19 protein-coding genes are annotated in these 23,664 nt (G+C 52.9%); 12 read left to right on the top strand and 7 right to left on the bottom strand.

The genetic code is table 11. The annotated features are described in order from the left end of the window. Positions 1-140: 140 nt before the first annotated feature. Positions 141-830 (top strand): FadR/GntR family transcriptional regulator, encoded by a 690-nt coding sequence (locus tag FPZ45_RS20070; RefSeq protein ID WP_186438481.1) that lies wholly within the window; start codon positions 141-143, stop codon positions 828-830. A gap of 23 nt (positions 831-853) precedes the next feature. Further along, positions 854-2,062 (top strand): CynX/NimT family MFS transporter, encoded by a 1,209-nt coding sequence (locus tag FPZ45_RS20065; protein ID WP_144705811.1) that lies wholly within the window; start codon positions 854-856, stop codon positions 2,060-2,062. A 265-nt stretch (positions 2,063-2,327) separates the two neighbouring features. Here FPZ45_RS20065 and FPZ45_RS20060 read toward each other — a convergent pair whose 3' ends face one another. After that, positions 2,328-4,463, bottom strand: coding sequence for a DNA topoisomerase III (locus tag FPZ45_RS20060; RefSeq protein ID WP_144705809.1), 2,136 nt, complete (start codon positions 4,461-4,463; stop codon positions 2,328-2,330). A 245-nt stretch (positions 4,464-4,708) separates the two neighbouring features. Between FPZ45_RS20060 and FPZ45_RS20055 the strand changes: the two genes are divergently transcribed. The 9 genes from FPZ45_RS20055 to FPZ45_RS20015 all read left to right on the top strand — a co-directional run bounded on the left by FPZ45_RS20055 (position 4,709) and on the right by FPZ45_RS20015 (position 16,404). Next, positions 4,709-6,082 (top strand): extracellular solute-binding protein, encoded by a 1,374-nt coding sequence (locus FPZ45_RS20055; protein ID WP_144705807.1) that lies wholly within the window; start codon positions 4,709-4,711, stop codon positions 6,080-6,082. Between the two features lie 81 nt (positions 6,083-6,163). Next, positions 6,164-7,057 (top strand): carbohydrate ABC transporter permease, encoded by an 894-nt coding sequence (locus FPZ45_RS20050; RefSeq protein WP_144705805.1) that lies wholly within the window; start codon positions 6,164-6,166, stop codon positions 7,055-7,057. Positions 7,058-7,075: 18 nt separating this feature from the next. Beyond that, entirely contained in the window at positions 7,076-7,960 is an 885-nt protein-coding gene (locus FPZ45_RS20045) for a carbohydrate ABC transporter permease (protein WP_144705803.1), read from the top strand. A 9-nt stretch (positions 7,961-7,969) separates the two neighbouring features. After that, positions 7,970-9,754: a sensor histidine kinase gene (locus FPZ45_RS20040; protein ID WP_144705801.1), complete on the top strand. Its 1,785-nt coding sequence runs from the start codon at positions 7,970-7,972 to the stop codon at positions 9,752-9,754. Between the two features lie 8 nt (positions 9,755-9,762). Continuing rightward, a complete protein-coding gene (locus tag FPZ45_RS20035; protein ID WP_144705799.1) occupies positions 9,763-10,947 on the top strand; it encodes a response regulator in 1,185 nt (394 codons plus the stop codon). Between the two features lie 21 nt (positions 10,948-10,968). Beyond that, a complete protein-coding gene (locus FPZ45_RS20030; protein WP_246120520.1) occupies positions 10,969-11,310 on the top strand; it encodes an antibiotic biosynthesis monooxygenase family protein in 342 nt (113 codons plus the stop codon). Positions 11,311-11,648: 338 nt separating this feature from the next. After that, positions 11,649-15,053: a copper amine oxidase N-terminal domain-containing protein gene (locus FPZ45_RS20025; RefSeq protein ID WP_186438480.1), complete on the top strand. Its 3,405-nt coding sequence runs from the start codon at positions 11,649-11,651 to the stop codon at positions 15,051-15,053. A gap of 387 nt (positions 15,054-15,440) precedes the next feature. Next, positions 15,441-15,989, top strand: a complete 549-nt coding sequence (lepB, locus tag FPZ45_RS20020; RefSeq protein WP_144705795.1) for a signal peptidase I — start codon at positions 15,441-15,443, stop codon at positions 15,987-15,989. Positions 15,990-15,996: 7 nt separating this feature from the next. Then, positions 15,997-16,404 carry a ribosomal maturation YjgA family protein gene (locus FPZ45_RS20015; RefSeq protein WP_246120519.1) on the top strand — a complete coding sequence of 136 codons (408 nt, stop codon included), beginning with the start codon at positions 15,997-15,999 and terminating at the stop codon, positions 16,402-16,404. A 30-nt stretch (positions 16,405-16,434) separates the two neighbouring features. Here the strand turns inward: FPZ45_RS20015 and FPZ45_RS20010 are convergent, their stop codons facing one another. The 4 genes from FPZ45_RS20010 to FPZ45_RS19995 form a co-directional block, all read right to left on the bottom strand. Then, positions 16,435-17,073 (bottom strand): DUF1266 domain-containing protein, encoded by a 639-nt coding sequence (locus tag FPZ45_RS20010; RefSeq protein WP_144705791.1) that lies wholly within the window; start codon positions 17,071-17,073, stop codon positions 16,435-16,437. After that, positions 17,070-19,100 (bottom strand): J domain-containing protein, encoded by a 2,031-nt coding sequence (locus FPZ45_RS20005; RefSeq protein WP_144705789.1) that lies wholly within the window; start codon positions 19,098-19,100, stop codon positions 17,070-17,072. Before FPZ45_RS20005 ends, FPZ45_RS20010 begins: the two co-directional genes overlap by 4 nt. Further along, entirely contained in the window at positions 19,085-20,785 is a 1,701-nt protein-coding gene (locus FPZ45_RS20000; RefSeq protein ID WP_144705787.1) for a molecular chaperone HscC, read from the bottom strand. Before FPZ45_RS20000 ends, FPZ45_RS20005 begins: the two co-directional genes overlap by 16 nt. A gap of 158 nt (positions 20,786-20,943) precedes the next feature. Continuing rightward, positions 20,944-21,705, bottom strand: a complete 762-nt coding sequence (locus tag FPZ45_RS19995) for an exodeoxyribonuclease III (RefSeq protein WP_144705785.1) — start codon at positions 21,703-21,705, stop codon at positions 20,944-20,946. Between the two features lie 155 nt (positions 21,706-21,860). Between FPZ45_RS19995 and murI the strand changes: the two genes are divergently transcribed. Further along, the gene (gene murI / locus FPZ45_RS19990) at positions 21,861-22,637 is read left to right on the top strand and encodes a glutamate racemase (RefSeq protein WP_144705783.1); all 777 of its coding nucleotides are present in this window, start codon (positions 21,861-21,863) and stop codon (positions 22,635-22,637) included. A gap of 61 nt (positions 22,638-22,698) precedes the next feature. On the opposite strand, the gene FPZ45_RS19985 is transcribed toward murI, so the two are convergent. After that, positions 22,699-23,241 carry a DUF2812 domain-containing protein gene (locus tag FPZ45_RS19985; RefSeq protein ID WP_144705781.1) on the bottom strand — a complete coding sequence of 181 codons (543 nt, stop codon included), beginning with the start codon at positions 23,239-23,241 and terminating at the stop codon, positions 22,699-22,701. Then, the gene (locus FPZ45_RS19980) at positions 23,234-23,584 is read right to left on the bottom strand and encodes a PadR family transcriptional regulator (protein ID WP_425457030.1); all 351 of its coding nucleotides are present in this window, start codon (positions 23,582-23,584) and stop codon (positions 23,234-23,236) included. The genes FPZ45_RS19985 and FPZ45_RS19980 overlap by 8 nt, the downstream gene beginning before the upstream one ends. Between the last annotated feature and the right edge of the window lie 80 nt (positions 23,585-23,664).

The following is a 23,664-nucleotide window of genomic DNA, read 5'->3' as shown; positions in this document are numbered from 1 at the left end:
TTGCTATTTTCCGCGAAGGCGGGCGGTTTCCAGTTCTGTATGATCTTGTTGTTGACAAGCATTCTCCGTCATAAGTAAGATGAAGCGCATAGACATCCAATCATCCCATGTTTGTCAGTGGGGTTTTAGAAGGTGAGACGATGGATACGGGTACGGGTCCCTTGAAAAAAGAAACATTGGTGGAGCAGGCGATTAAACGAATGGAGCGGATGATCGAGACCGAAGCGTGGCCGCTCGGCAGCCGTATTCCTCCCGAGCCGGAGCTAGTCCAATTATTCGGAGTAAGCCGCAATAGTATACGCGAAGCGGTAAAGTCGCTAATTCACGTGGGCGTCCTCGAAGCCAGGCAAGGCGATGGTACGTACGTTTGTTCCAAAAGCAGCTTAAACGCGGTACTCTGCAATCAATTCCGGAAAGCGGATGATGGGGAAATCCTGGAGGTTCGCCGTTGCCTGGAGAGGGAGATTGCCCGATTGGCCTCGAAAAGGAGGACAAACGGGGATATCCTCGAAATGCAGAACTGGCTGCGTCTTACGGAGGAAGCTTATTGCATGGGCGATTATGATGCCTACGTGCAGAACGATTATCGCTTCCATCTGGCGATTGCTTCCGCGACGCACAACCGGTTGATGATCAGCTTGTACGACAGCATCGCGGAATCCGTTCAAGGAACGGTCGGCGCTTCGATCGGGCGAAGAGTGAACCAATTCGTCGAGACGATGCGCATCCATAAGGATCTGCTGGGGGCGATCGAACGGCAGGAAGAGGATCGTGCGGCAAATCATGTTGAAGAGCTGCTCTCGCTCATGAGAAGAACGTTGGACAGCTAGAGAAAGTCGAGGAGAGATTCGCGATGAGTGTGGATTTAACGGTTGAGCGCCAAACGGCTTCAACCGGCAAATTGTTGTTTTTGTTGTTGGGTATTTTATTGGCCGGCGCGAACATGCGTGCCGCGATCGCTTCGGTTGGCCCGCTTACCGGTTTTATTCGGGAAGATTTCGGCCTGTCGAATGGGGCGATGGGCTGGATGACGACGATACCGTTGATCGGCTTTGCCTTATTGTCTCCGTTTGCGCCTTCGATCGCCCGCCGGTTCGGCATTGAGCGTACGCTTATCGCCAGCTTGCTGGTTATGACAATAGGGATCGCCGTGCGTGTCATGAGCTCTGTTCCGATGCTGTTTATCGGCACTGCGGCGGTTGGCGTGGCCATCGCGATCTGCAATGTGCTGCTGCCGAGCATCGTCAAGAAAAATTTCGCGAACCGGGTAGGCATGATGACCGGATTGTACAGCATGACGATGACGATCTTCGCCTCGATCGCGGCCAGCGTCAGCGTGCCTCTCGCGCAGGGCGCGGGATGGGGCTGGCGCAACGCGCTGCTCGTATGGGCAGGTATGTCGCTCGTCGGGTTTATGGCATGGTTGCCGATGGCGCGCTTCGGTAAAGTCGGAGCGAAGAGCGTTGTCTCCGCGGCGCCGGGACAGCAATCGAATGTTTGGAAATCGGGATTGGCATGGAAAATCACGTTCTTCATGGGTTTTCAATCGTTTAATTTTTACGTATGCGTTGCTTGGTTGCCCGATATTCTGATCAGTAAGGGGTGGTCGTCGGAGAGCGCCGGGTATATGCTGAGTCTAATGCAGCTTTCCGGAATCCCCTTTAATTTCCTGATTCCGACGATCGCCGAGCGGATGAAGGACCAGAAACTCGTGGCTGTCGGCGGTGCAACCGTGAGCCTGATCGGATATGCGGGATTGTTCACGAACAGTACTGCAACGCTGACTGCTTCCATTGTACTCATCGGGATGGGACAAGGGGTCTGCATTAGCCTCGCGCTAATGTTTATCGCGATGCGGGCGAAGAACGCGACGCAAGCGGCTTCCCTATCCGGCATGGTGCAGTCGATGGGCTATACGCTGGCAGCGCTCGGCCCGATCTGCCTAGGGATACTGCACGACGCGGTCGGTTCGTGGACGTGGCCGATTGCGGCGTTGATGTGCTCTGCCGGCACGATGATTTTCTCCGGCTACGGCTCGGGTCGCAACCGGCATGTGGAATAAGTTCTAAAGGTTGAAGGGGCTGTCCCAAAGTGATAGAAGACTTTGGGACAGCCCCTTAGTGCGCTATTAGTTGTTCGATTGTTTCGAGCAATTCCCGGGGTTTGGTCCGGTGTGGCGCGAGTTGTTCGATTATTTCGAGCAATTCCCGGGGTTTGGTCCGGTGCGGCGTGAGTTGTTCGATTATTTCGAGCAATTCCCGGGGTTTGGTCCGGTGCGGCGCGAGTTGTTCGATTATTTCGAGCAATCCGGGCTCATGTCGCCAGCGTTAATCCGATTTGTTCTGCTTCTCCATCGCCGCCTTGAGCAGGTCGCCAAGACTGTTGCCCATCGACTCTTGTTGCTTGGAGAATTGGTTGACGAGACGCTGCTGCTCGCGTTTGTTCATGTGCTTGCTGTCCTTGTTCAGCGTCTCCGTCAGGCCGCAAGGCAAGCATTGCACGTACTTGCCGGCTTTGCCTTCCTTCAGCAGCATTTTCTTATGGCATTGCGGGCATCGGCGATTCGACAATTGCTGCTGATCGGAGCGGCGGTAGCCGCAGTCTTCGTTCGGACAGACGAGTAGCAGTCCGCGCTTCGTCTTCTTCTCGAGCATCCGCGTGCCGCAATCCGGGCAATGGCTGGCCGACACGTTATGCGGCACGTAGGAAGCGTCGCTCGCCTTGACGCCGGAGACGAGCTCCTTCGCCATGTCGCGAATGCCCTTCAGGAACGGATCGGGTTTGCCTTGGCCGCGTGCGATCCTCTCCAGCTCCGCCTCCCACTTGGCGGTTAGCTCCGGCGTGCGAAGATCGGCGGGAGCCAGCTCGATCAGCTGCTTCCCTTTGCCGGTCGGATGAAGCAGATTGCCTTGCCGTTCGATCGTATCTGAACCGATCAGCTTCTCGATGATGTCCGCCCGCGTGGCGGGCGTGCCCAGCCCGTGTTTCTCCATCTGCGTCAGCAGAGCGGCCTCCGTATACCGTTTCGGCGGAGACGTTCTCCCGGTCTGAATGCGGCATTGCTTGACTTCGAGAGACTCTCCTTCCCTCAGCTCGGGTAGCTTCGCGTCCCCGCCTTCGTCCGCGTCCTCTCCGTCTTCTTCGTCATCCATCGTCTGCCCGTCGTAGACGGCTCTCCACCCGGCATCTTTGATCGTCGTTCCTTTGGCCGACAGCGTCTCACCCGCAACTTCGACAGTTACGGCAACTTGATCGAAGCGCGCAGGCCCGAAGAACAAACTGATGAATCGCCTAACGATCAGATCGTACAGCTTCCGCTCCTCCGTGCTGAGCGCATTAAGAAAAACGGTCTGCTCCGTCGGAATAATCGCGTGGTGGTCGGTGACTTTGCTGTCGTCGACGACTCGTTTGCTCAGCGGCAAAGCACCTCGCAGCAGCGGACGAGCTAGCGACGCGTAAGGGCCGATTGCAACGGCGGATAAGCGTTCCTTGAGCGTGCCGGCCATATCGGACGTCAGGTAACGCGAATCCGTTCGCGGATAAGTAACCAGCTTATGCTGCTCGTACAACCGCTGTAGGACGTTGGACGTTTGCTTCGCCGAGAACCCGAGCAAGCGGTTCGCGTCCCGCTGTAGTTCCGTCAGGTCGTACGCGAGCGGATGAGGCACGGATTTCTCGCTTTTCTTCAACTTGGCGATACGTCCGGAGCGTCCGGCAAGCTTGTCTTGCAGCTCTTTCGCCTTCGCGGCGTCGAAGATGCGCGAGTCCCCGTTCGCCCCTCGCCATAACGCGTCGAACTTGCCGAGATTGACGCGCAATTGGCTATACTCCTCGGAACGGAACGCCAAAATCTCCTTTTCCCGTTGCATGATCATGCCAAGGGTCGGCGTCTGCACGCGCCCGGCCGATAGCGGGGAACCGAATTTGCACGTCAACGCGCGGGTGACGTTCAGCCCGATCATCCAATCTGCTTCCGCGCGGCAGCGAGCGGAATGATACAGCCGTTCGAACTGGCTGCCCGGCTTCAGTGTCGCGAAGCCTTCTTTGATCGCTTTATCGGTCTGCGAGGAGATCCATAGCCGTTGAAATGGCTTTGTCCACTTGACCATATCGATAATCCATCTGGCGAGCAGCTCGCCTTCCCGCGCCGCGTCGGTCGCCACGATCAGTTCTCCGATGTCCGGCCTGCGCATCAACTGCTGCACCGCCTTGTATTGATGGCTGCTCTCCCGCAGCACCTTCAGCTTCATGCGGTCGGGCAGAATCGGGAGATCCTCCAGCGCCCACGTTCCGAGTTTGCCGTCGTAGTCTTCCGGCTCGGCCAAGCCTACCAGATGTCCGAGCGCCCAAGTCACTACGTACTTCGGCCCTTCGATATAGCTTTTATTCTTATTATGGCTCCCCATCACGCGCGCGATTTCTCTCGCTACGGACGGTTTTTCCGCCAATACTAATGTTTTCATCGTTTCGTTAAGCACTCCCTTCCTTATGTTCATTATACTATTCGACTTGCGGAATGAAAGAAGAGAGCCGACGGTATTCTCCCTTCGAACGCAGGAATACACGCGGCTAGGGAAGAATAGGTTCACGATAGGTGCGATTTTATTGTCCACCTTTAAAAAGTAAACATTTCCTCTTAAGTAACTTCATTGTTTGCGTTTACACTTCGAAGGATAATGAATCTATCAAACCTCAAGGGGGATGTACCATGAAGCCAATAAACAAAAAAATGCTTATGACGACATTGGCGGGTTTGCTTGCGGTCAGCTTGTCCGCTTGCGGATCCAAGAACAACAGCGGTTCCGAGTCGAGCGCTCCGGCTAGCAGCCCGGCCGCAACAACGAGCGAAAGCCCAAGCGCAAAACCCACCAAACAAGAAAACATTACGATCACGTTCCAGAACATCTACCCGGATCCGACCGATCCGAAATACACGATGCTTCGCAAGATCGTCTCGCAATACGAGAACGACCACCCGAACATCAAGATCGAGCTCGACTCCCTGAATACCGACCAGCAGAAGGCGAAGCTGAAAACGCAAGCCGCTTCGAGAGAAGTTCCGGACATCACGATCGTGAACCCGGCCGCTCAAATGAAACCGTTCGTGGACGCCGACCTGTTCGCGCCGCTGAACGACATGGTTCAGCAGAACGGTCTGAAAGATACGTTCCAATCCGGCATTCTGGATTACTATTCCTTCAACGGCAACCTGTACGCTCTGCCTGACGGCAACAACATCGCACTGGTCTACTATAACAAGAAAATGTTCGAAGAAGCCGGCGCCAAAGTGCCGACAACGTTCGAAGAACTGGTCGATGCCGTCAAATTGTTGAAATCCAAAGGCAAGACGCCGATCACGATCGGTGAGAAAGATTCCTGGACCGGTTCCTTCCTGTTCATGAACATCCTGCTCCGCACGAACGGCGGACCGGGCTTCCTGCAAGACGTGCTTGACGGCAAGAAAAATTTCGAAGATCCAGCGTTCGTAGAAGCCGTAAACGCGTTCGAAACTCTTGTTCAAGCGGGAGCGTTCCAAGAAGGCGCGACTTCCTTCGACTACAACGCAGGTGAGAACCTGTTCAAAACCGGAAAAGCAGCCATGTACTTCATGGGAAGCTGGGCTACCGGCGGTATCGAGACTTCTACGGTCGGACAGAACGGCGAAGTAGGCGTCTTCAAATTCCCGACGGTCGGCGGCAAAGGCAATCCGGACGAATTCATGCTCGCTCCGGGCAGCGCGTTCGCGGTCTCCAAAGACAGCAAACATCTGCCTGAAACGCTCGATTTCCTGAACTACTTCATGCTGAACTATCCGAAAGAAGCGTTCGCGGTTAAAGGCGCTGTAGGCGTTGCTCAAATCATCAACGAAGATTTCAAGGCAGCCGGCTACTCCGATATGGCCATGGAAGTACTGGGCATGTTCAAAGACGTTAAAGGCGGCGACCTGGCATTCGATAACACGATGAATCCGGGAACAGCTCAAGTGCATCTGTCCAGCATTCAAAACCTGTTCGTAGCGAAGAAAGATGCGGCCGACGTGGCTAAAGAACATCAAAAAGGCTACGAAGAGAACAAGGAGTAACATCCGTCGCATCGGTACGGAGGGGGCGCCAAGCGCCCCCCTTTCGTCATCGTAGAGAGGGTCAGAAGGAGGCGGGAGCCATTGAAAGTATTAAAAGTATCTAGCTGGACGATCGCGGCATTCGTGCTGCCGTGCTTGCTCCTGTATGTCAGTCTCGTATTTGCACCGATCCTTGTTTCCGTCTATAACGGAATGCTGGATTGGAACGGAATCGGCGTTTCCAAATTCGTCGGATTGGCGAATTTCAATAAAATGCTGACGAACGATTCCCTTTTCTGGCCTGCGGTAGGCCGCACGTTCTTGCTCGCGGGTTTCTCGATGGCGATTCAATTGCCGATCGCCTTGTTCGTTGCGATCTTGATCAGCCGTTTCGTTCGCAGGACGGGATTTCTCGTCTCGAGCTATTTTTTGCCTGTCATTTTGTCCGTGGCCGTCATCGGCCAACTGTGGAAAACGATCTATAATCCCGCCTCAATGGGGGGGATGATCAACCAGATTCTCATCAAGTTCGGGTTGGAGTCCTGGACGCATTCCTGGCTGACCGAGCCGAAAATCGCGATCTATGCAATCATTGTCGTCGGTTTATGGCAGTACTTGGGTTACCATATCTTAATACAGTTTACCGGAATCCAGAATATTCCGGCGGATATTTACGAAGCCGCCAAGATTGACGGCGCCTCGGGTCTCAAGGCGGATCTCTACGTGACGCTGCCGTTGATCGTCCCGATCTTCAAAATTTCCGTCGTTCTCTCCTTTATCGGTTCGCTTCAATCGTTCGACCTAATTATGGTCATGACGGGCGGTGGACCCGCGCATGCGACCGACGTTACCGCCAGCTATATGTACAACATGTCCTTCCTGTCCATGAAATACGGATACGGCAGCGCCATCGCTTCATTCCTGGTCGTCGTCTGCCTAGCGGCAACCCTGCTCATCAACCTGCTTTTCAACCGTCTAGACAAACGATTCTCGTAATAAAGGAGGCGTTATCGCATGAGCCAATCCGCAAGCCTTGGGGCCGTCAAGCCCGCCGTTCAGGAGCGGGGCAAACGCCGCGTGTCTTTCGTCAAAATCATTGTATTCCTATTCTTCGGGATTCTGCTCGTGACGCAGCTCTATCCGCTGGTCTGGCTGCTTATTTATTCCCTGAAGACAAATGAGGAGATATTATCCGGCAGCTTCTTCTCTTTGCCGGAAGTTTTACAGTGGAGCAATTATACTGCTGCCCTCGGCGGAGGAAGCTACTGGAAGTATCTCTACAATAGCGCGTTCGTCACCATTGTTACGATGATCAGCATCATCCTGCTGGCCGCTCTCACGGCGTTCGCGATTACGCGTTTCCGCTGGAAATACGGTCAGTTTGTGATGCTCCTGTTTCTGCTCGGCATGATGATTCCTCTGCAGGCGACGCTGTTGCCGCTGATGCTTATTTTCAAGAACATGAATATCCTGAATACGCATCTGTCGTTGATCTTGCCGTATATCGCCTTTCAGACGCCGATCGCCGTATTTATTCTAAGCGGCTTTATGAGGACGATTCCGACGGAGATCGAAGAATCGGCCATCGTGGACGGTGCCGGAGTGCTGCGCATTTTCAGCTCCATCGTACTGCCGGTTTCCGTACCGCCGATCATGACCGTATGCATTCTGGCCTTCATCAACATTTGGAACGAATATATTTTGGCGGCAACCTTCATTTCCTCGGAGAAACTCAAGACGCTTCCGTTCGGGGTATACAGTTTTGTTAGCCAATATTCAGTCAATTACGGCGCGATTGGCGCGTTCCTCGTACTTGGCGCACTTCCAGTCGTCATCATTTATTTCCTACTCGCGGAAAAAATAACAAAAGGGATGGTCGCGGGTGCCGTAAAGGGGTAACATGGAAGTATGATCAATTTCCGATCCATACACGGCCGGTTATTCCTAATCTTTCTGTTCTGTATGCTCGGCCTGCTTCTGGTCGTCAGTCTTGTCTATTATCAGCGGGCGTCGGATCAGGTGAGAAGCAAGGTCAGCGTCGTTGCCGAGAAAAACATTTCGCAGACGGCGGGTTTGTTTGACCTTCTGCTGAGAAGTTACGACAGCGTAACGAAATCATTGAACAGCAATAACGAATTAATGAGATTGCTGCGAAGCTCTGCGGACGGGAGTTCGGTCGAAGGGGTAAATCTGGAACGGCGAATTACCGACACCCTTGGGGCGATTTTCTATTCGCGCTACGATATCGTCGGTATTCATATCGTTACCTACCAAGGCAAGGTGTTCAGCTTCGACCGGTCCGTCGGCGCCGCCGTTCGGGATCACTCCGAGAAGATGTGGTATACGGAGCTTAAGCAATCGACTGGTGAAATGATCTGGCTCGGTGTCTATCCCCAATCGCTGATGAGCGGGGGTATCGACCGGCCAGTCTTTGCGTTTGGCCGCAAACTATTTGAATTAAGCGCGCTGAAGCCGATCGGGATCGTCTTGATCGAGACCGACGCGGACGCCATCGTGTCTGCCTTGACGAACGCGAGCCTGGGACCGGGCAGCAGCGTCATCATTCAAGGGTCGGACGGAAGCGAGATCATTAGGACGAAGCCGGCAGAGAGTGATTGGGAACGAATTCCTCCCGGTTGGCCGGGACCGATGAAGAGCGGCGAAGTGATTCTCACCGAGCGGAAGGACGCCATGATTACCGCGGCTCCGGTCCAAATGGCGGATTGGACGGTCATCGGGGTGACGCCGACGAAGGATTTGCAGCTGGAGCTGAGGGAGACGCAGCGGTTTTTGCTCACGGTCGTAGTCTTGCTTCTTCTAGCGGCTACGCTATTGGCGACTTTAGTGTCACGGTCGTTCTCATCTCCGTTCAAACGATTGATACAGCAAATGAAACAAGTGGAATTGGGAAACTTTAAAGGCCAGGTTCACGTTCAATCTTATCAGGAGCTTAACGTGCTTGTAGGTTCTTTTAACCGCATGGTAAATCAGATGGATGAATTGATCGAGCGCATCAAGCTATCTTCAATCAGCGAGAAGAACGCCCAGCTTCAGGCCCTGCAATCCCAAGTGAATCCGCATTTCTTATTCAATACGCTCGACATGATCTACTGGATGCTCGACGAACGGGAGAACGACAGACTGGGCAAGGTCATTCTGGCTCTTTCCCAGATTTTTCGTTACGGAAGCGAGTGGGAGGAAGCATCGCGTGCGACGCTTCGCCGTGAACTCGACCAGTTACACCATTACTTAACGATCATTCAGACCCGGCTCGGGGGAAGAGTGCGAACGGAGTTCAACGTAGAAGAGCGCTGGCTCGATATCGAGGTTCCGAAGATGTTCCTGCAGCCGATCGTCGAGAACGCTGTGAAATACGGATTGGAGCCGCTCGATCGGCCCGGTCTGTTGCGGATTTCTTCGAGACAGAAGGACAATCGGCTTGAGATCGTCGTGAAGGACAACGGCGTCGGCATGGATGAAGAGACGCTTCGGCGTCTTGTTCGAACGCTCGACGAACCCGAACATGCCGAATTGGCCGGGGGAGCGACCAGTCGGAGAGGAATCGGATTGCAGAACGTTCATCTCCGGGTTCGATTAATGTTCGGAGAAGGCTTCGGAGTAAAAGTCGAAAGTCGATCGAATCAAGGGACGACCGTTTCCGTCGCGATCCCTATTCCGCCCGAGAGGGGGTAAAAGGCTACATGAACATTCTCGTCGTTGACGATGAAAGCGTCATTCGGAGCGGTATCGAGCGGACGATCCGAAACCATTTTCCGGAGCACCGCGTCTTTCAGGCCTCTAATCCGGAGGGGGCCGTTCATCTGCTCAGGAACGAGCAGATCGATCTGGTCCTTACCGATGTCCTCATGCCGGGAATGACGGGTCTCGAGCTCATGGAAATTTCCCGCAAGAGCCACGCGCACGTGAAATGGGTCGTCATCTCCGCTTATTCGGAATTCGCGTATGCAAAAGAAGCCGTTCGTCTGGGAGCCAAGGATTACTTGCTCAAGCCGATCGGCAAGGATGTCCTGGTCGAGATGATCCGGGAAATGGGTGACGAGATCGCGCAGGAGAATGAACGTTCCAAGGAAACGTATCTCCTGAAAGGCAATCTTCGGCTGTTGAGAGAAGCCGTGTTCGCCAGGTGGGCATCGGGACTGGACCTGGGCGGCATCGATATTAAAGCTTTTACCGAGAAACATCCGCACTTCCATCTGCTCATGGTACGCATGGAGAGCGACCGCGATATGAAGCTGGAGCATTTTATCGTGGAGAACGTGCTTTCCGAATTAATCGAGTCGGTGGGAATCGGTTTCGTGGCTAGCATCGACGCCAAAAGTTTGCTTGGTCTCGTTACCTTAAACGACGAAAGCGGGCTGAGCAGGCTGATCGAACAACTGCGAAGCCACTTAAAGCGATATTTGAAAGCCCCGTTCCAAGTGATGCATACCGAACGAATCACCGATTATGCCAAAGTTTCTGCCGAAGTGCTGAGCATGAGGAAAGCCGCGGCAAGCCAAGTATATGACCACTATGCAAGCGGTGGCGACCAGGCTGTCGAAGTAGCGCTCCAATACATCCAGACACAATTCTCGGCCGAGCTCTCGCTAGAGAAGGTGGCATCCATCGTATACTTGAACCCGATTTACTTCAGTCAACTATTCAAGCAGAAGACGGGCATAGGGTTTAAGGAATACGTCACCAATCTGCGCCTGGATAGGGCGATGGAGCTTCTTCGAGAGTCCGAATTAAAGATCGCCGACATTTCCGAACGCGTCGGCTATCCGGACATGCGGCATTTCTCGCAAATTTTTCGCAAGAAGAACGGGGTTACCCCGTCCGAGTACCGCCAGAGCATGAGCGCCGTCGATACGGCGGAGAAATAAGCGGGAAAGGAGTGAGCGGATGTGAAAGCGACGGATCAAGGCGAGAATGGAGAATATTACGCCGTTATATTTTCCAGCCAACGTACAGATGGAGACAACGGATATGTCCGGATGGCGGAGGAGATGGAGCGATTGGCGGCAGAGCAGCCCGGTTTTATCGGCGTGGATAGCGTTCGCGACGCTTCGGGTGCGGGTATAACAATCTCCTACTGGGAGAGCCTCGAGGCGATTGCGAATTGGAAGCGCGATGAGGCGCATCTGGCTGCGCAGCGGCGAGGTAAACAAGATTGGTACAGGGATTATAAAGTGAGAATATGCAAGGTCGAAAGAGAGTATTCGTTTCCCATGGAAATAGAACGATAATCGGAGGAGCCGCTTTCCGCAAGGGAGGTGGCTTCTTTTATGTTTCGGGCAATTTTCGCAGGGGTTCCTCGAGTAACTTTTTACCGTTCTTCGCGTCTATATATTGGATGAAATTCCTGATAGCGGATTGGATGTGATAGAGGGTTGAGGAGTATAAGGTTCGCGCTGAGTTCGAGTTTACACCGACGAACGATTAACTATACGTAAAAGCTGAATGTTCGCTGAAAATAATCATGGCTTTGCTGAAACTTTTGGCTTTATTATAACGTCAAAATACCAAGATCATGCAAGTCATTGAGAGGACATGCGATGAAAGACAACACTGGAGGATGAATCAAGTGCGAAAACTACTAGCCTCGCTAACCGCTTTTGCAATCGTATTTTCTGCTTTTAATCAACCGCAAGATGCGAAGGCCGAATCCCCGATCAGGATCTTCATCGACGGGCAGATTTTGGCAACCGATCAAGACCCTGTCGCTATCGCGGGATACACGATGGTTCCCCTTCGCGGTATTTTTGAAGCGCTGAACGCGAGAGTGCAATGGAATCAGAAAGCCCAGACGGTAACCGCTACGAAGCGGGATACGACCGTTGTGCTTACGCTCGGCGCGAAGACGGCAACGATCAACAACAAAGTCGTGACACTGGACTCGCCGGCGCGCGCGATTCACGGCAGAACGATGGTGCCCGTGCGTTTCGTGAGCGAGGCTCTCGGAGACGATGTCGCGTGGGATAAACTTTCCCAGAGCGTCCTGATTACGACGAAGGCGGTCAAAGAAGTCGGAGCCGCGTCTTCATTATCCGTATCGACCGTAAGCCAGTACGGAGATGGGCGGGATTTGCAAGTCAGCTTCGCGCCCCCCTCGGACCAATCGAACGTGGACAGCTACCGGATTCTAGTCGTGAAGGCGGAGAATGCTTCGTCCTTTAACCTGGCCAATGCTCAGAGTGTGTCCTCGTCGAACTATACGGCGATCTCCAAATCGACCCAAAGAACGACGCTTTCCTCGCAAAGCAGGGACGTAGACGGAGCATTGCTTCGGACGAATCAATCCTATCGGGTATTCGTGCTGACGCTCGGCAAAGACTCTTACGCTTTATCCAGTCCCTCGGTATCGATTAGCCTGAGCGCTATCCAGTCCGTGAACGCCGCGACGAACGTCAAGATCGAGAGCATTAGCGACCTCGGCGACGGCCGTGACATGCGGGTAACCTTCACTAAAGCATCGAATGAAAGCAATATTACCGGTTATCGCGTCATGATCGTAAAATCCTCTGATGCGTCGAGATTCGATCTGACTGCTGCTAATGGCATGTCCAGCTCGTACTATACATCCGTGTCCAAGACGGGGAACAACAACACGTTGAGCGTAACGTTGAACTCGGCGGCAAGAGATACGTCCGGCGCGTTGATCAGGAACGGCGAAGCGTATACCGCATTTGTCCTTGCGCTCAGCTCGAACACGGGAAGTATGACGCACGCGTTGTCCGCAGGCTCCGCTTCGGTGACGCTGGGCACTTCTCCTCAAACTCCTAGGATTACCGGTGTAGCAGACATCGATGATAACGGCGACGGTCGCGATCTGCAAGTCACGTTCAACAAGGCTTCCGACGAGTCGCGCATCGTCTCGTACCGTATCTTTGTGGTAAGAGAATCCGATTTCGGGAGCTTTAACTTGACGGAAGCGAACAAAACATCGTATTTTTACGACCAGTATAAAACGGGCGGCAGCAACTACAGCGTGACACTGACCTCGAACATGAGGGACGTGAAAGGTAACTCCGTAACGAACGGGATCGCTTATCGCGTATTCGTGATGGGTGTTTCCAATAACAGCGCCTATCCGAATACACTCTCGGCTTCGTCCGACAGCATTACGCTTTCGTACTCCGGCATTAGCGCCGTTACAAATGTTTTTGCGAGCGACGTTAACGATTATAATAACGGCCGCGATCTTCAGATATCTTTCACGAAAGTGGTCAATGAGTCCCTGATTAAAAATTATCGCGTATTCGTCGTCAAAGAAGCGTATGCCGCCAGCTTTAATCTGGCTGCTGCGAATGCGGTCACCAACTCGAATAACTACACGACGTTTAATAAAACGAACGCGAACATTATCCAAACGTTGAATGCCACCTCGCGCGACGTGGACGGCGCGTTGATACAGAACGGAACCCCTTACCGGGTATTCGTCATGACCGTAGGCAACGGCAGCAATGCGTTGTCAGCCGCTTCGAATCCGATCATGCTGTCGAGTAACAACGTCACGGCAATCACCAACTTGGCCGTTAGCGATGTAGGGGATTATGGCGATGGCCGCGGTCTGAAAGTTTCGTTCACGAAAGCCGCGAATGAAACGAATATCGCTCATTACCGGGTGTTCGTCGTAAAGGAAAACGCGGTAAACTACTTTAATTTGAATTACGCCAATGCGTCGAACTATTATACTGTGATCAACAAGACCGGCTCTAATATTGTTGGTCAATCGCTCAACGCCGATTCACGCGATATCGATGGGGCATTGATCCAAAACAGTATAAACTACAAAGTATTCGTCCTGTCGGTCGGAACCTCGACTGCTTACGGCAATGCGTTGTCCGCTGCATCTTCGACTATTAAGCTGACTAACAAGGGTACGGTGACTGCGGTTACGAACATCGCAGTGAGCAAAGTATCGGATTATGGCGATGGCCGGGATTTGAAGGTTTCTTTCACTAAAGCATCGCCTGAAGCCAACATTAGCCATTATCGGATCTTCGTCGTTCCGGAAGCCGCCGCGAACCAGTTTAATCTAAATGCCGCCAATGCGATTTCGGATTCGAGATTGTTCACAGTAGCTAATATTGGATCGGACTATAATCAGCCGCTCCTGCAGACTGCGAATGATATCTATTACCAACCGATTCAAAACGGCATGCCTTACAGGGTATTCGTTCTATCCGTCGGTTATGGTGTAGCAAACGGAACGAATGCATTATCTCTAGCTTCTCCGTCGATCACCTTGACCAGTACGGGCGTCCCCGCTGTGACAGGTGTAGTTGCCAGCGCCAATAACGGAACAGATTTACAAGTATCCTTTAACAAGGCTTCGGATGAGACGAATATCAGCCATTACCGCATGTATGTCGTGAAAGAAAACTCCGCTAGCGGTTTCACGGCGAACACTGCCATGAGTATTACGGATCCGGCGCGCTTTGCTATTGTCAACAAGACAGGGAACAGTCCATATTACTACAGGTTTGCTGCAAATGCTGTGGATACGGACGGAGCGCCAATCGTCAGTAATGTGGGCTATCGCGTATTCGTGGTGTCGGTAGCCAATAACGGACTCGGCGTGATCTCTCCAGCATCGAACCCTGTGACGCTTGTATCGACTGGTATTCCGGTTCAGGCAGTCACGGGCATTCAGGCGGTGCAGGTTGCACCCGGAACAATTAATGTTTCCTTTACCGCACCTACAGGGGAATTCGGGATTTCTCAATATGCCGTGTTCGTGACGCAAGGGGCATTGCAGGAATCCTTAGCCATTGATTACTTCAAGTCGGGAAATGCTTCGTTGTTCACAAATGTTTATAGGAACGGTCAGAACGGACCATACTCCGTTAATATCGCATCTAGCATTACGGGGCAAGCGCTTGTCGCTCCGAGCGTTTATCAAGTCTATGTACTTTCGATTGCCGATCAAACCAACGCGACGTTGCACAAGCTTTCTGTTCCGGCTAGCGCCAACTTGACTTATTAATCATTTGATCATGTACGAGAGAAAGCCGGAAAACTCCGAACGCGGAGTGTTTCCGGCTTCGCTCTATCCTCGGGACGATTAGCGATGAAAAACATCGTACTTCCGCCTCGTGAAGCACGTGTCGGGGGCAAGTATGATGAGAAATATCGCTATTTGAGGCGAAGTGCTACTTTTGCCCGATTCCCGAGACGAATAGTGATGAAAAACATCGTACTTCCACTTCGTGGAGCGCATGTTGAGGGCAAGTACGATGAGAAACATCGCTATTGGCGGTGTGAAGCCTATTACTCTCTTCCAAGGCGGTAGTTCACGCATCAGATCTCCCTAGCGCTCGTTATCGCTGCACAATCGTGTTAAAATTAGTAAAAAGCAAAAAGGAGTGTCCGCATGATTCTATTCCGAAAGATTCGAAGCTGGATCAGTTCCCTGGCGATCGCTTGCATTCTGTCGCTGATCATCGGTGTTTTCGTCATTCAACCTTATCGAGTGGACGGACACTCTATGGACCCGACTTTGCACGACCGTCAAAGGCTGCTCGTATCGAAGTTATCCCATACTTTCTCGTATTACCCCGACTACGGCGATATCGTCATTATCGACAGCCGAGTGGACCGCAAGCGTGGTTTCGTGGACGACGTGCTGGAAAATCCGCTGATCCAGCTTCTGACGAACAAGGACGACCGTGCCTTCTATGTCAAAAGAGTGATTGGCAAGCCCGGCGACGTGCTAGAGATCAAAGCCGGCAACGTCTACCGCAACGGCGAACCTCTAGACGAGCCGTATATTAAGGAAGCGATGAACAACTATACCGTCGGCAGGTGGGAAGTGCCGGCGAATCATATTTTCGTCATGGGCGATAACCGTAATCATAGCGAGGATAGCCGGGCGATCGGATTCATTCCGCTAAATCACGTTATCGGGAAAAAGGTGCTGTAGAACTCCATTGAGAGCGAGAATTCTTTACTTTTCGGGCGTTGTCGTCTTAATCGCGTTAGGATTGAGCTCGCGAGCATACTCCAACGAATTGCCAGCATTTGTCGCCAGTCATGCCGGCGATGCGTTGTGGGCCGGAATGATCTATTTCGGCGTGCGTGCGCTATTCGTCCGGAAAACTCGACTCTGGGCTTTCGGAGTCGGAATCGCCTTTTGCTTCGCCATTGAAATCAGCCAGCTATATCAGGCAGATTGGATCAACAGGATCAGGGCAACCGCATTAGGCGCGTTAGTTTTGGGCAAAGGTTTCTTGACCGTCGATCTTATCCGATACTTCATCGGCGCCATGGTTTTCTGCGGGATAGACGTTAGTTTGAAAACTGCCGGTTCGAAGATAAAAGCGACAACCCCTGAATAAGGACGGTTGTCGCTTTCTTTACGAGACGGGTTAACGCCGGATGGAGACTCCGTGCAGCGGGCTGAGCCGGGATTTGAGCAAGCGAGAGAGTGTGTCTTGAATCCGATGGATCGAGGCGAAATCGGGATCATCTGGGTTGAGCAAAGCTACGCCCACGAAGAATCCGGTCAGATAGCTCTCCCAGTCCTCGTAGTCCCTCCGGACGGAAGCCAGGATATCCTCGACGTATTTCCAATGTCGTTCGAAATCGATATAGCCTAGCTTACAGCCGGCCCAGCTTTTAAATATCGCCCACGTATAGTCATGGGCCGCGACTCCGCCTTTAGGCAGACGATAGAAATATTCGTTAACGACGAGAAGCTCGAGTCGATGCTTCTCGTTGGTAATCGACTGGATATAAGCGACTCGCTCGGCAACCGTTTTTCTTTCCAGCGAGCTGCATAATTTTACGTAGTCATTTTGGAGCACGCCGCGCAAATGGGAGTGGAAAGAGGTAAGAAAAGTTTCCTCGTTATGAATTCCCATGCCTTTGAAAAAGGATCTGAGATGCCTTTTCCTGATGGCGAGCGGATTCGTGACCAAGTATTCACGCCCGATCTCGGCATGACAGATTGCGGCGAAGGCGCGCATATATTTCCGCAGGATGTATTGCTTCTTATAGATGTTCATCGGGACTCCCTCCGCGTTCTTCCGTTTCCAGTGAATAGGATGAATCTCCAAATTCTCCTGATTTCCAAACCTAAGGAGCCGTAGAGCAGTACGAGCAACAGGACGCTAATATCCGCGTCGATCAGTGTGGCTTCTTCGTCGAGCTCCGACGACCGGTTGAGCGGCGGCCGCGCGTCGAGATAGGCATCCGGGAGCGTCCGATCGCCGAGCAATCGGCGGACGTCCGGGTTCGCTTTTCCCCACTCGTCGATCTTCTCCCGCAGGTTTTGCGGCATCGGCCGAAAGAGGTTGCCTTCCAGTTCACCTGCTTGAAGATTCTTGCTGTAAGACAGAATCGCGACTACGCCGCCGCCTTCTAACTCGCCGATCCAGACAAGGCCGCTGGTGGTGGGCGGATATCCGTTGTTTTTTCGGGCATCGTCGGGGGACATATAATAGATGAAGCTGCTGCCGTCTTCCGCTTTGTCACGAAATTGATAGATCTTTATAAAGGTCGCGCCGCGGAACATCAAGCTGACGGGAGACCTCTCTCTTGACTGTAAATCGTTCAATTCTTGCAACGAACGAATCGTTACGGGACCCGGGTCCTCAATCGGCTCGTAAAAAAATTGGGCTATCCGGTACCAGGGTGTCTCGCCATTAGGCGAGCCGACCGGTGACAGGATAAAAATATGGGTCGCGACGAGTAGAAGCAAAGTCAGCCACTTTCTAAACAGTAGGGTGGCGAACCCATTGAACAACCGACTGCGCAATGGAAACTTGAAGTGTTGCTTGGACCGTCCTCGAATGCTCGCCAAGTAAATGCCCGCTTCGATATCGTCGGCGTTGCGTTCAAGAAGGCGCTCGAAGGTTTTCTGGGCTTGTTCCGACATACCGAGCTTGAATTGACACTTTCCGAGCAGAGACCATGCTCTGCCTTCTTTCGGCTCGAGCGCGATCAACCGTTCCGCGTCCTTCATCGCTTCGTCCAGTTTTCCTGCCTCCAGCAGAAAGAGGGCACGGTAGTAATAGCCGTCCGCATCGCCGCCGGATGCGCGAATCCACTCGTCGCAAGCCTCCAAGGCGCGCTCGTTGTCTCCGGAGAGCCGATAGCATTCGAACCGGAGCCGCAGCAGGTTGGGATCTTGCCCGAAGATCCCATTAGCTTTCTCTAAGAACAGGGAAGCTTCGTGGCTATCCCTGTTTAACAAAGAAGAATAGGCGGCTTCTCTAAGAAGCAGATACGCCTCGTAATCGATATCCCCCGCGTTCAGGAGGACGGCGTACCCGAGAGAAGCTGCTCCGGTCTCCGAGATCGCATAAGCATGGACGTGGGGGTATCGCTCCTCGAAATCTTCCTCTTCCATAGCCCGGTTTTTCCAATGAAAGGTCGCGTCGAGAAGACGCCAGATCGGCCCGGGCAAGAAATAGTGCGTTTCTAGAAAATCGAGCATTTTCTCGGATGCGATATTATGGCGGTTAGCGTCCCAGACGATATCGGAATTTAACAGTTCAACCCATTTGTTGATATCCAACCTTGCCGGGAAATCGGCGTAGATCGTTTCGGCCTGCTCCAGAAAGGCGTTCAACTGCTTGGCGGGATCCGGCGGTCCGTCCTCGACATGGACCCATCGTTGAACAGGAGAGAACGCGTCGAAATCGCCGAAATCTTCGTCCTCTTCCTCTTCTTGTTCTTCCTCTACTTCCTCTACTTCCTCTACTTCCTCTACTTCCTCTTCTTGTTCTTCCTCTACTTCCTCTACTTCCTCTACTTCCTCTACTTCTACTGCTTCTTCCTCGTCCCATTCGTACACTTGGCGCGGAATTTCGATAGCGGCCGCAAGCTCCCGCTCGGCATTGTTCCGACTTCGCTGTTTAGCCGTCTTCACGGCTTGATCGTAGGCTTCCCGGAGTCGTTGATAGCCTACGGGGTCGTCCTCTGGATGATGAACTCTCAGTTTGAGCGAATAGGCTTTCTTGATCGAGGATACGTCGTCGGTATGGTCAATGCCTAATACATCCCATATGTTCATTAATAGTCGCGCCATCTTTCTATTTCTTCTAATTGTTTTTTAAGATGGGAAGCGGCCTTCTTTACCTCGTGATCGTTCTGGGAGGCAAGAACCCCCTCGAATTGCGTCAGCAAATTAGCGACCTCGTCGCGTTTTTCTCCGAGCATCTCTTCGTAGAGCCGTTCTCCCATGGCCAAGAGCAGCCTGTTCTCGGTTCGATCCCTGGGATGGATCTTGATCCCGTGCAATTGCTTAAGCCGCTCTTCGATTTCCTGCGGAGTCAGCTTTCCTGGCTCTTTCTCGATGACGATCTTCTTTATAGAGCCGGTACTGACCGTTGTTACTTCCACCTCGAGAATGCCGTTAATATCGTAGGTGAAACGAACGTCGATGGACTGATTGCCGGCTTCGTCGGGGGGAACCTCCGCTTCGAGTTGGCCGATCTTGATATTGTTCTCGATTTTACGGCTTTCTCCTTGGTACACGGAAACCTCGATTGCCTTCTGCTTGTCATGCATCGTACAGTACCGCTCCACCCGGCTGACCGGTATAGGGGTATTCCTCTCGATGATCGGACTGAAGTGGCCGTCTTCGAACTTGCCTTTGCCAATTCGGCGGGTGGTTTCGATCCCGAGCGTATACGGGCAGACATCCGTCAAGATCATCTCGCTTAAGGCTTCGTTGCGTTGCTTCAATGCGGCTTGAATGGCCGCGCCCAACGCGACGGTTTCATCCGGATTGATCTCCGTGTAAGGTAGGCGGCCGAACATTCTTCCGACGATCGACCGGATGATCGGCATCCGGGTGGCTCCACCGATCAAGATGACAGCGTCGAGTTCCTCTGGGGAGAGCGCGGCATCTCTTAGCGCGCGTTCGATCGGATGGCGCAGGCGCAGCATTAGTTGGCCTACGATTTTCTCGAATTCCGCGCGGGTCAATACGGATGCGTAAGACCGTTCAGAGTCCGAATAAGAGATTTTGCCGTCTTTGCCTTCGCCGATGGCTAGCTTGCAGGCCTCCGCTTGCTTCAGAAGCTGCGATCGCGTCTTGAGCTCGAATGCTTGAAAATCCAAGCCGTGCGCCTCCGCGAAATGAGAGACGAGAAGTTGAGTGAAATCTTCTCCACCCAAGTAGTTGTCGCCCGCGATCGATTTGACTTCCATGACCCCTTCGAAAAATTCCAGAATCGAGACGTCGAAGGTTCCTCCTCCCAGATCGAAGACGAGAAACTTCGTGTCGGATTGCTGTTGGTTGAGGCCGTAAGCGAGCGCGGCCGCCGTCGGCTCGCTGATGAGGCGCTCGACCTTTAAGCCGGCGAGCTCCGCGGCCCGTTTCGTGGCTTTGCGCTGCGTATCGTTAAAATAGGCGGGGACGCTAATGACCGCTTCCGTGACTTCATGTCCGAAGAAGGCATCTGCATCCGACTTCAACGACCGGATGACAAAGGAGGATAGTTCTTCTGGCGTGAACGTGTGCGGTCCCATTCGATAGAGCTTCTCGGTACCCATATATCGTTTGAAGGCAGCCGCCGTAAGAGAGGGGTGGGTGATCAGACGTTCTTTGGCGATGTGCCCGATTAGAAGTTCTCCGTTTTCGTCTACGCTGACTACGGAGGGCGTCGAAGCGCTCCCGAGCACGTTAGGGATAATAACAGGGCCGGCTTCGGTCCAATAGGCGACCAAGCTGTTCGTCGTGCCCAGATCGATTCCAATTACGGTCACTAAATTCACCTGACTTATGTCATTTATTGTATTTCCAGTTATGCTTCATATTTTATCGGCTGGAAGTACTTGATACTTAAGGGATCAGTTAGGAGAGGAAATTTGCCCTGGGCATGGCAGGGATGGATAATGGGAAGGTTTACGAGAGTGTTTCTCCCTCAACCGTTGACGTCGAGTTCCAGCACGACCGGGCAGTGATCGCTGCCCAGCACGTGGCAGTCGATGGAGGCGCCGGAGATTGAAGGGACGAGCCTCTCGGAGGCGATGAAGTAATCGATTCGCCAGCCGACGTTCCGCTCCCGGACACCGGGCATGTTCGACCACCAGGAATAGACGTCCGTCCGATCAGGGTACTGATGTCTGAACGTATCGACAAATCCGCTGCCGAGCAGACGGGTCATTTTCTCCCGCTCTTCGTCAGTGAAGCCGGAATTGCCGCGGTTGGGCTTAGCGTTCTTGATATCGATCTCCTGATGCGCAACGTTCAAGTCTCCACAAGCGACAACGGGCTTCTTCTTGTCCAAATCCAGCAGATAGTCCCGGAACCGATCTTCCCATTCCATGCGGTAATCAAGCCGCGAGAGATCGCGTTTGGCGTTCGGAGTATAAACAGTGACCAAATAGAAATCTTCGAATTCGAGCGTAATGATCCGGCCCTCAGGCTCCCGGTCTTCCTCGATGCCATATCTGACGGACAACGGCTTGACACGAGTCAGGACGGCCGTGCCGGAATATCCTTTTTTCTCTGCGTAGTTCCAATATCCTTCGTATTCTTCGCCGATCTGGAGCTCGATCTGTCCTTCTTGAAGCTTTGTTTCCTGGAGGCAGAAAATATCGGCGTCGATCTGCTTGAAGTAATCGGTAAATCCTTTGTTGACGCAGGCCCGCAGACCGTTGACGTTCCAAGATACCAGTTTCATTTTCAGGTGTCTCCTTACGTTTCTAGTCATTTTCTACCAGTGTATCACAGTTTGTCCGCTGTACAGAGTTTCCGATTGTTTTTTGCGTCGAAACTGGCTATCCTTAAAGAGGACACACGCAATCTTTCAAACTATTCAATAGGAAAAGATGAGATATGACAATCGGCTTTTTCGACTCGGGAATCGGCGGACTTACGGTGCTGGAGGAATCGCTCCGAAGGCTGCCCGCCCAGGATTACGTATATATGGCGGATACGCTTCACGTGCCTTACGGCCCGAAATCGCAAGAGGAAGTAAAGGGCTATGTTCTGAAAGCGGTCGAGACAATGATGGGCGAAGGGATCGAAGCGCTCGTCGTCGCCTGCAACACGGCTACCAGCATTGCAGTTAACGAGCTGAGGGAACTGTACCCGATTCCGATCGTTGGGATGGAACCGGCGGTGAAACCGGCCGTCGAGATGAATCGCACCACGGGCAAGAGAGTGCTCGTCTTCGCGACCCAGCTTACGCTGAGCATGCCGAAGTATTACGCCCTCGTCTCGCGCGTGGACGATGAGGGGATCGTCGATTCCTTGCCGCTTCCGGAGCTTGTTCGTTTCTGCGAGGAACTGCAATTCGACAGGCGCGTACTTGGCGAATTCTTCAAGGAGAAGTTATCGGAGTACGATCTCGACCGCTACGGAATCGTCGTGCTGGGCTGCACGCATTATCCCTTCTACAAGAACATCTTAAGGGAAATATTGCCGACCCACATTCAGATCGTCGACGGGAACGCGGGAACGATCCGCAGGTTGGCCGCTTTGCTGACCCGGTACGGCGTTGTGTCCGGCAGGGGCAGCGGAGACGTCAAATTCATGTGCACCGACGGCAACCCCGCTTATATCGACAAAATGGCGACCGCATTGCGTTTTCTTCGCGAAGGCGGCGTATAACAAACAAAAAACAACAAGGCCGCGAGATCTCCGTTTAAAGAGGCTGGCGGCCTTGTTCGGTTTACGACGCCCTTCGCAGCCGCAGTCGGCTGGCCGCATAAGTCATGAGAATAGGGACGCTAAGCACGATGCCTAATGTGCCTATAACCTGCAACGATTGGCCGAGAAATCGTGGGGCATCGAATTCGTTGGCGATATAGCGAATGACGAATAGAAGGATAGTAACGAGCGGAAAGAGCAAAAGCGGCTGCAGATTCCGGACGGAACGGCGATATTTCTCCAGATTCGTTTCTTTGTCCGAATAGATCGGCTTCGTACCGGGTACCGCTGAAAAGATGTGAATATCGGCGCCGATAGAGCATACTTTCGTCCAGCCTCCCGCTTTGAACAACCCGACGTAATCATCCATCTCGTCCGGGGCGACCCGATGGTAATCGACGACGTATTCGAGCGCCCGCGGCTCGCCTTTGCGCAGCCGGTAGCCCAAGAACGCGAAGGCTTCCAGATGCCAGCCTTTGGCCGAGAGCCGACTTAGCTTCCGCATATCCCCGCGTTCCGTGAACGCCAATCCTCCCGACGATATATATTTTGTATGTTTACCCATTGTCCGTATCCTCCATTGCGGCGTGCCAGGCGAGATCGCCGTGGTTTGCCATTCTCTTTCTGCGTTCTGTTTCTTTGCGAACCAGATTCTTTCCTTTTTCCGTGATTCTGTAGGTTTTTCGGCGGTCCTGGGCGTCGTCGTACGCCAAGAGAATGCAACCGTTGTCTTGCAGCTTCTTGATCAGGGTATACGCGGTCGCCGGTCCGATGACGACTTCTCCTCCGGTCAGTTCTTCGATATAGCTCATAAGGCCGTAACCGTGCCGGGGGAGGAGCAAGGAGAGCAGAATGTAGTAAGCCGAGTCGGTCAGCTGATCCATCTCCAACGTATTGTTTCGGGACAAGATCGTCACCTCCAATGGCGAGATCGACTATATCCATAATGGATATATCCGTTATTGATATAATATAACAACCTCCTGAA

Origin of the sequence: Cohnella terricola (assembly GCF_007786475.1) — a bacterium.
Taxonomy (GTDB): domain Bacteria; phylum Bacillota; class Bacilli; order Paenibacillales; family Paenibacillaceae; genus Cohnella; species Cohnella terricola.
Note: the sequence above shows the minus strand (reverse complement) of the source record. Positions and strands in the feature narration are given on the sequence as shown.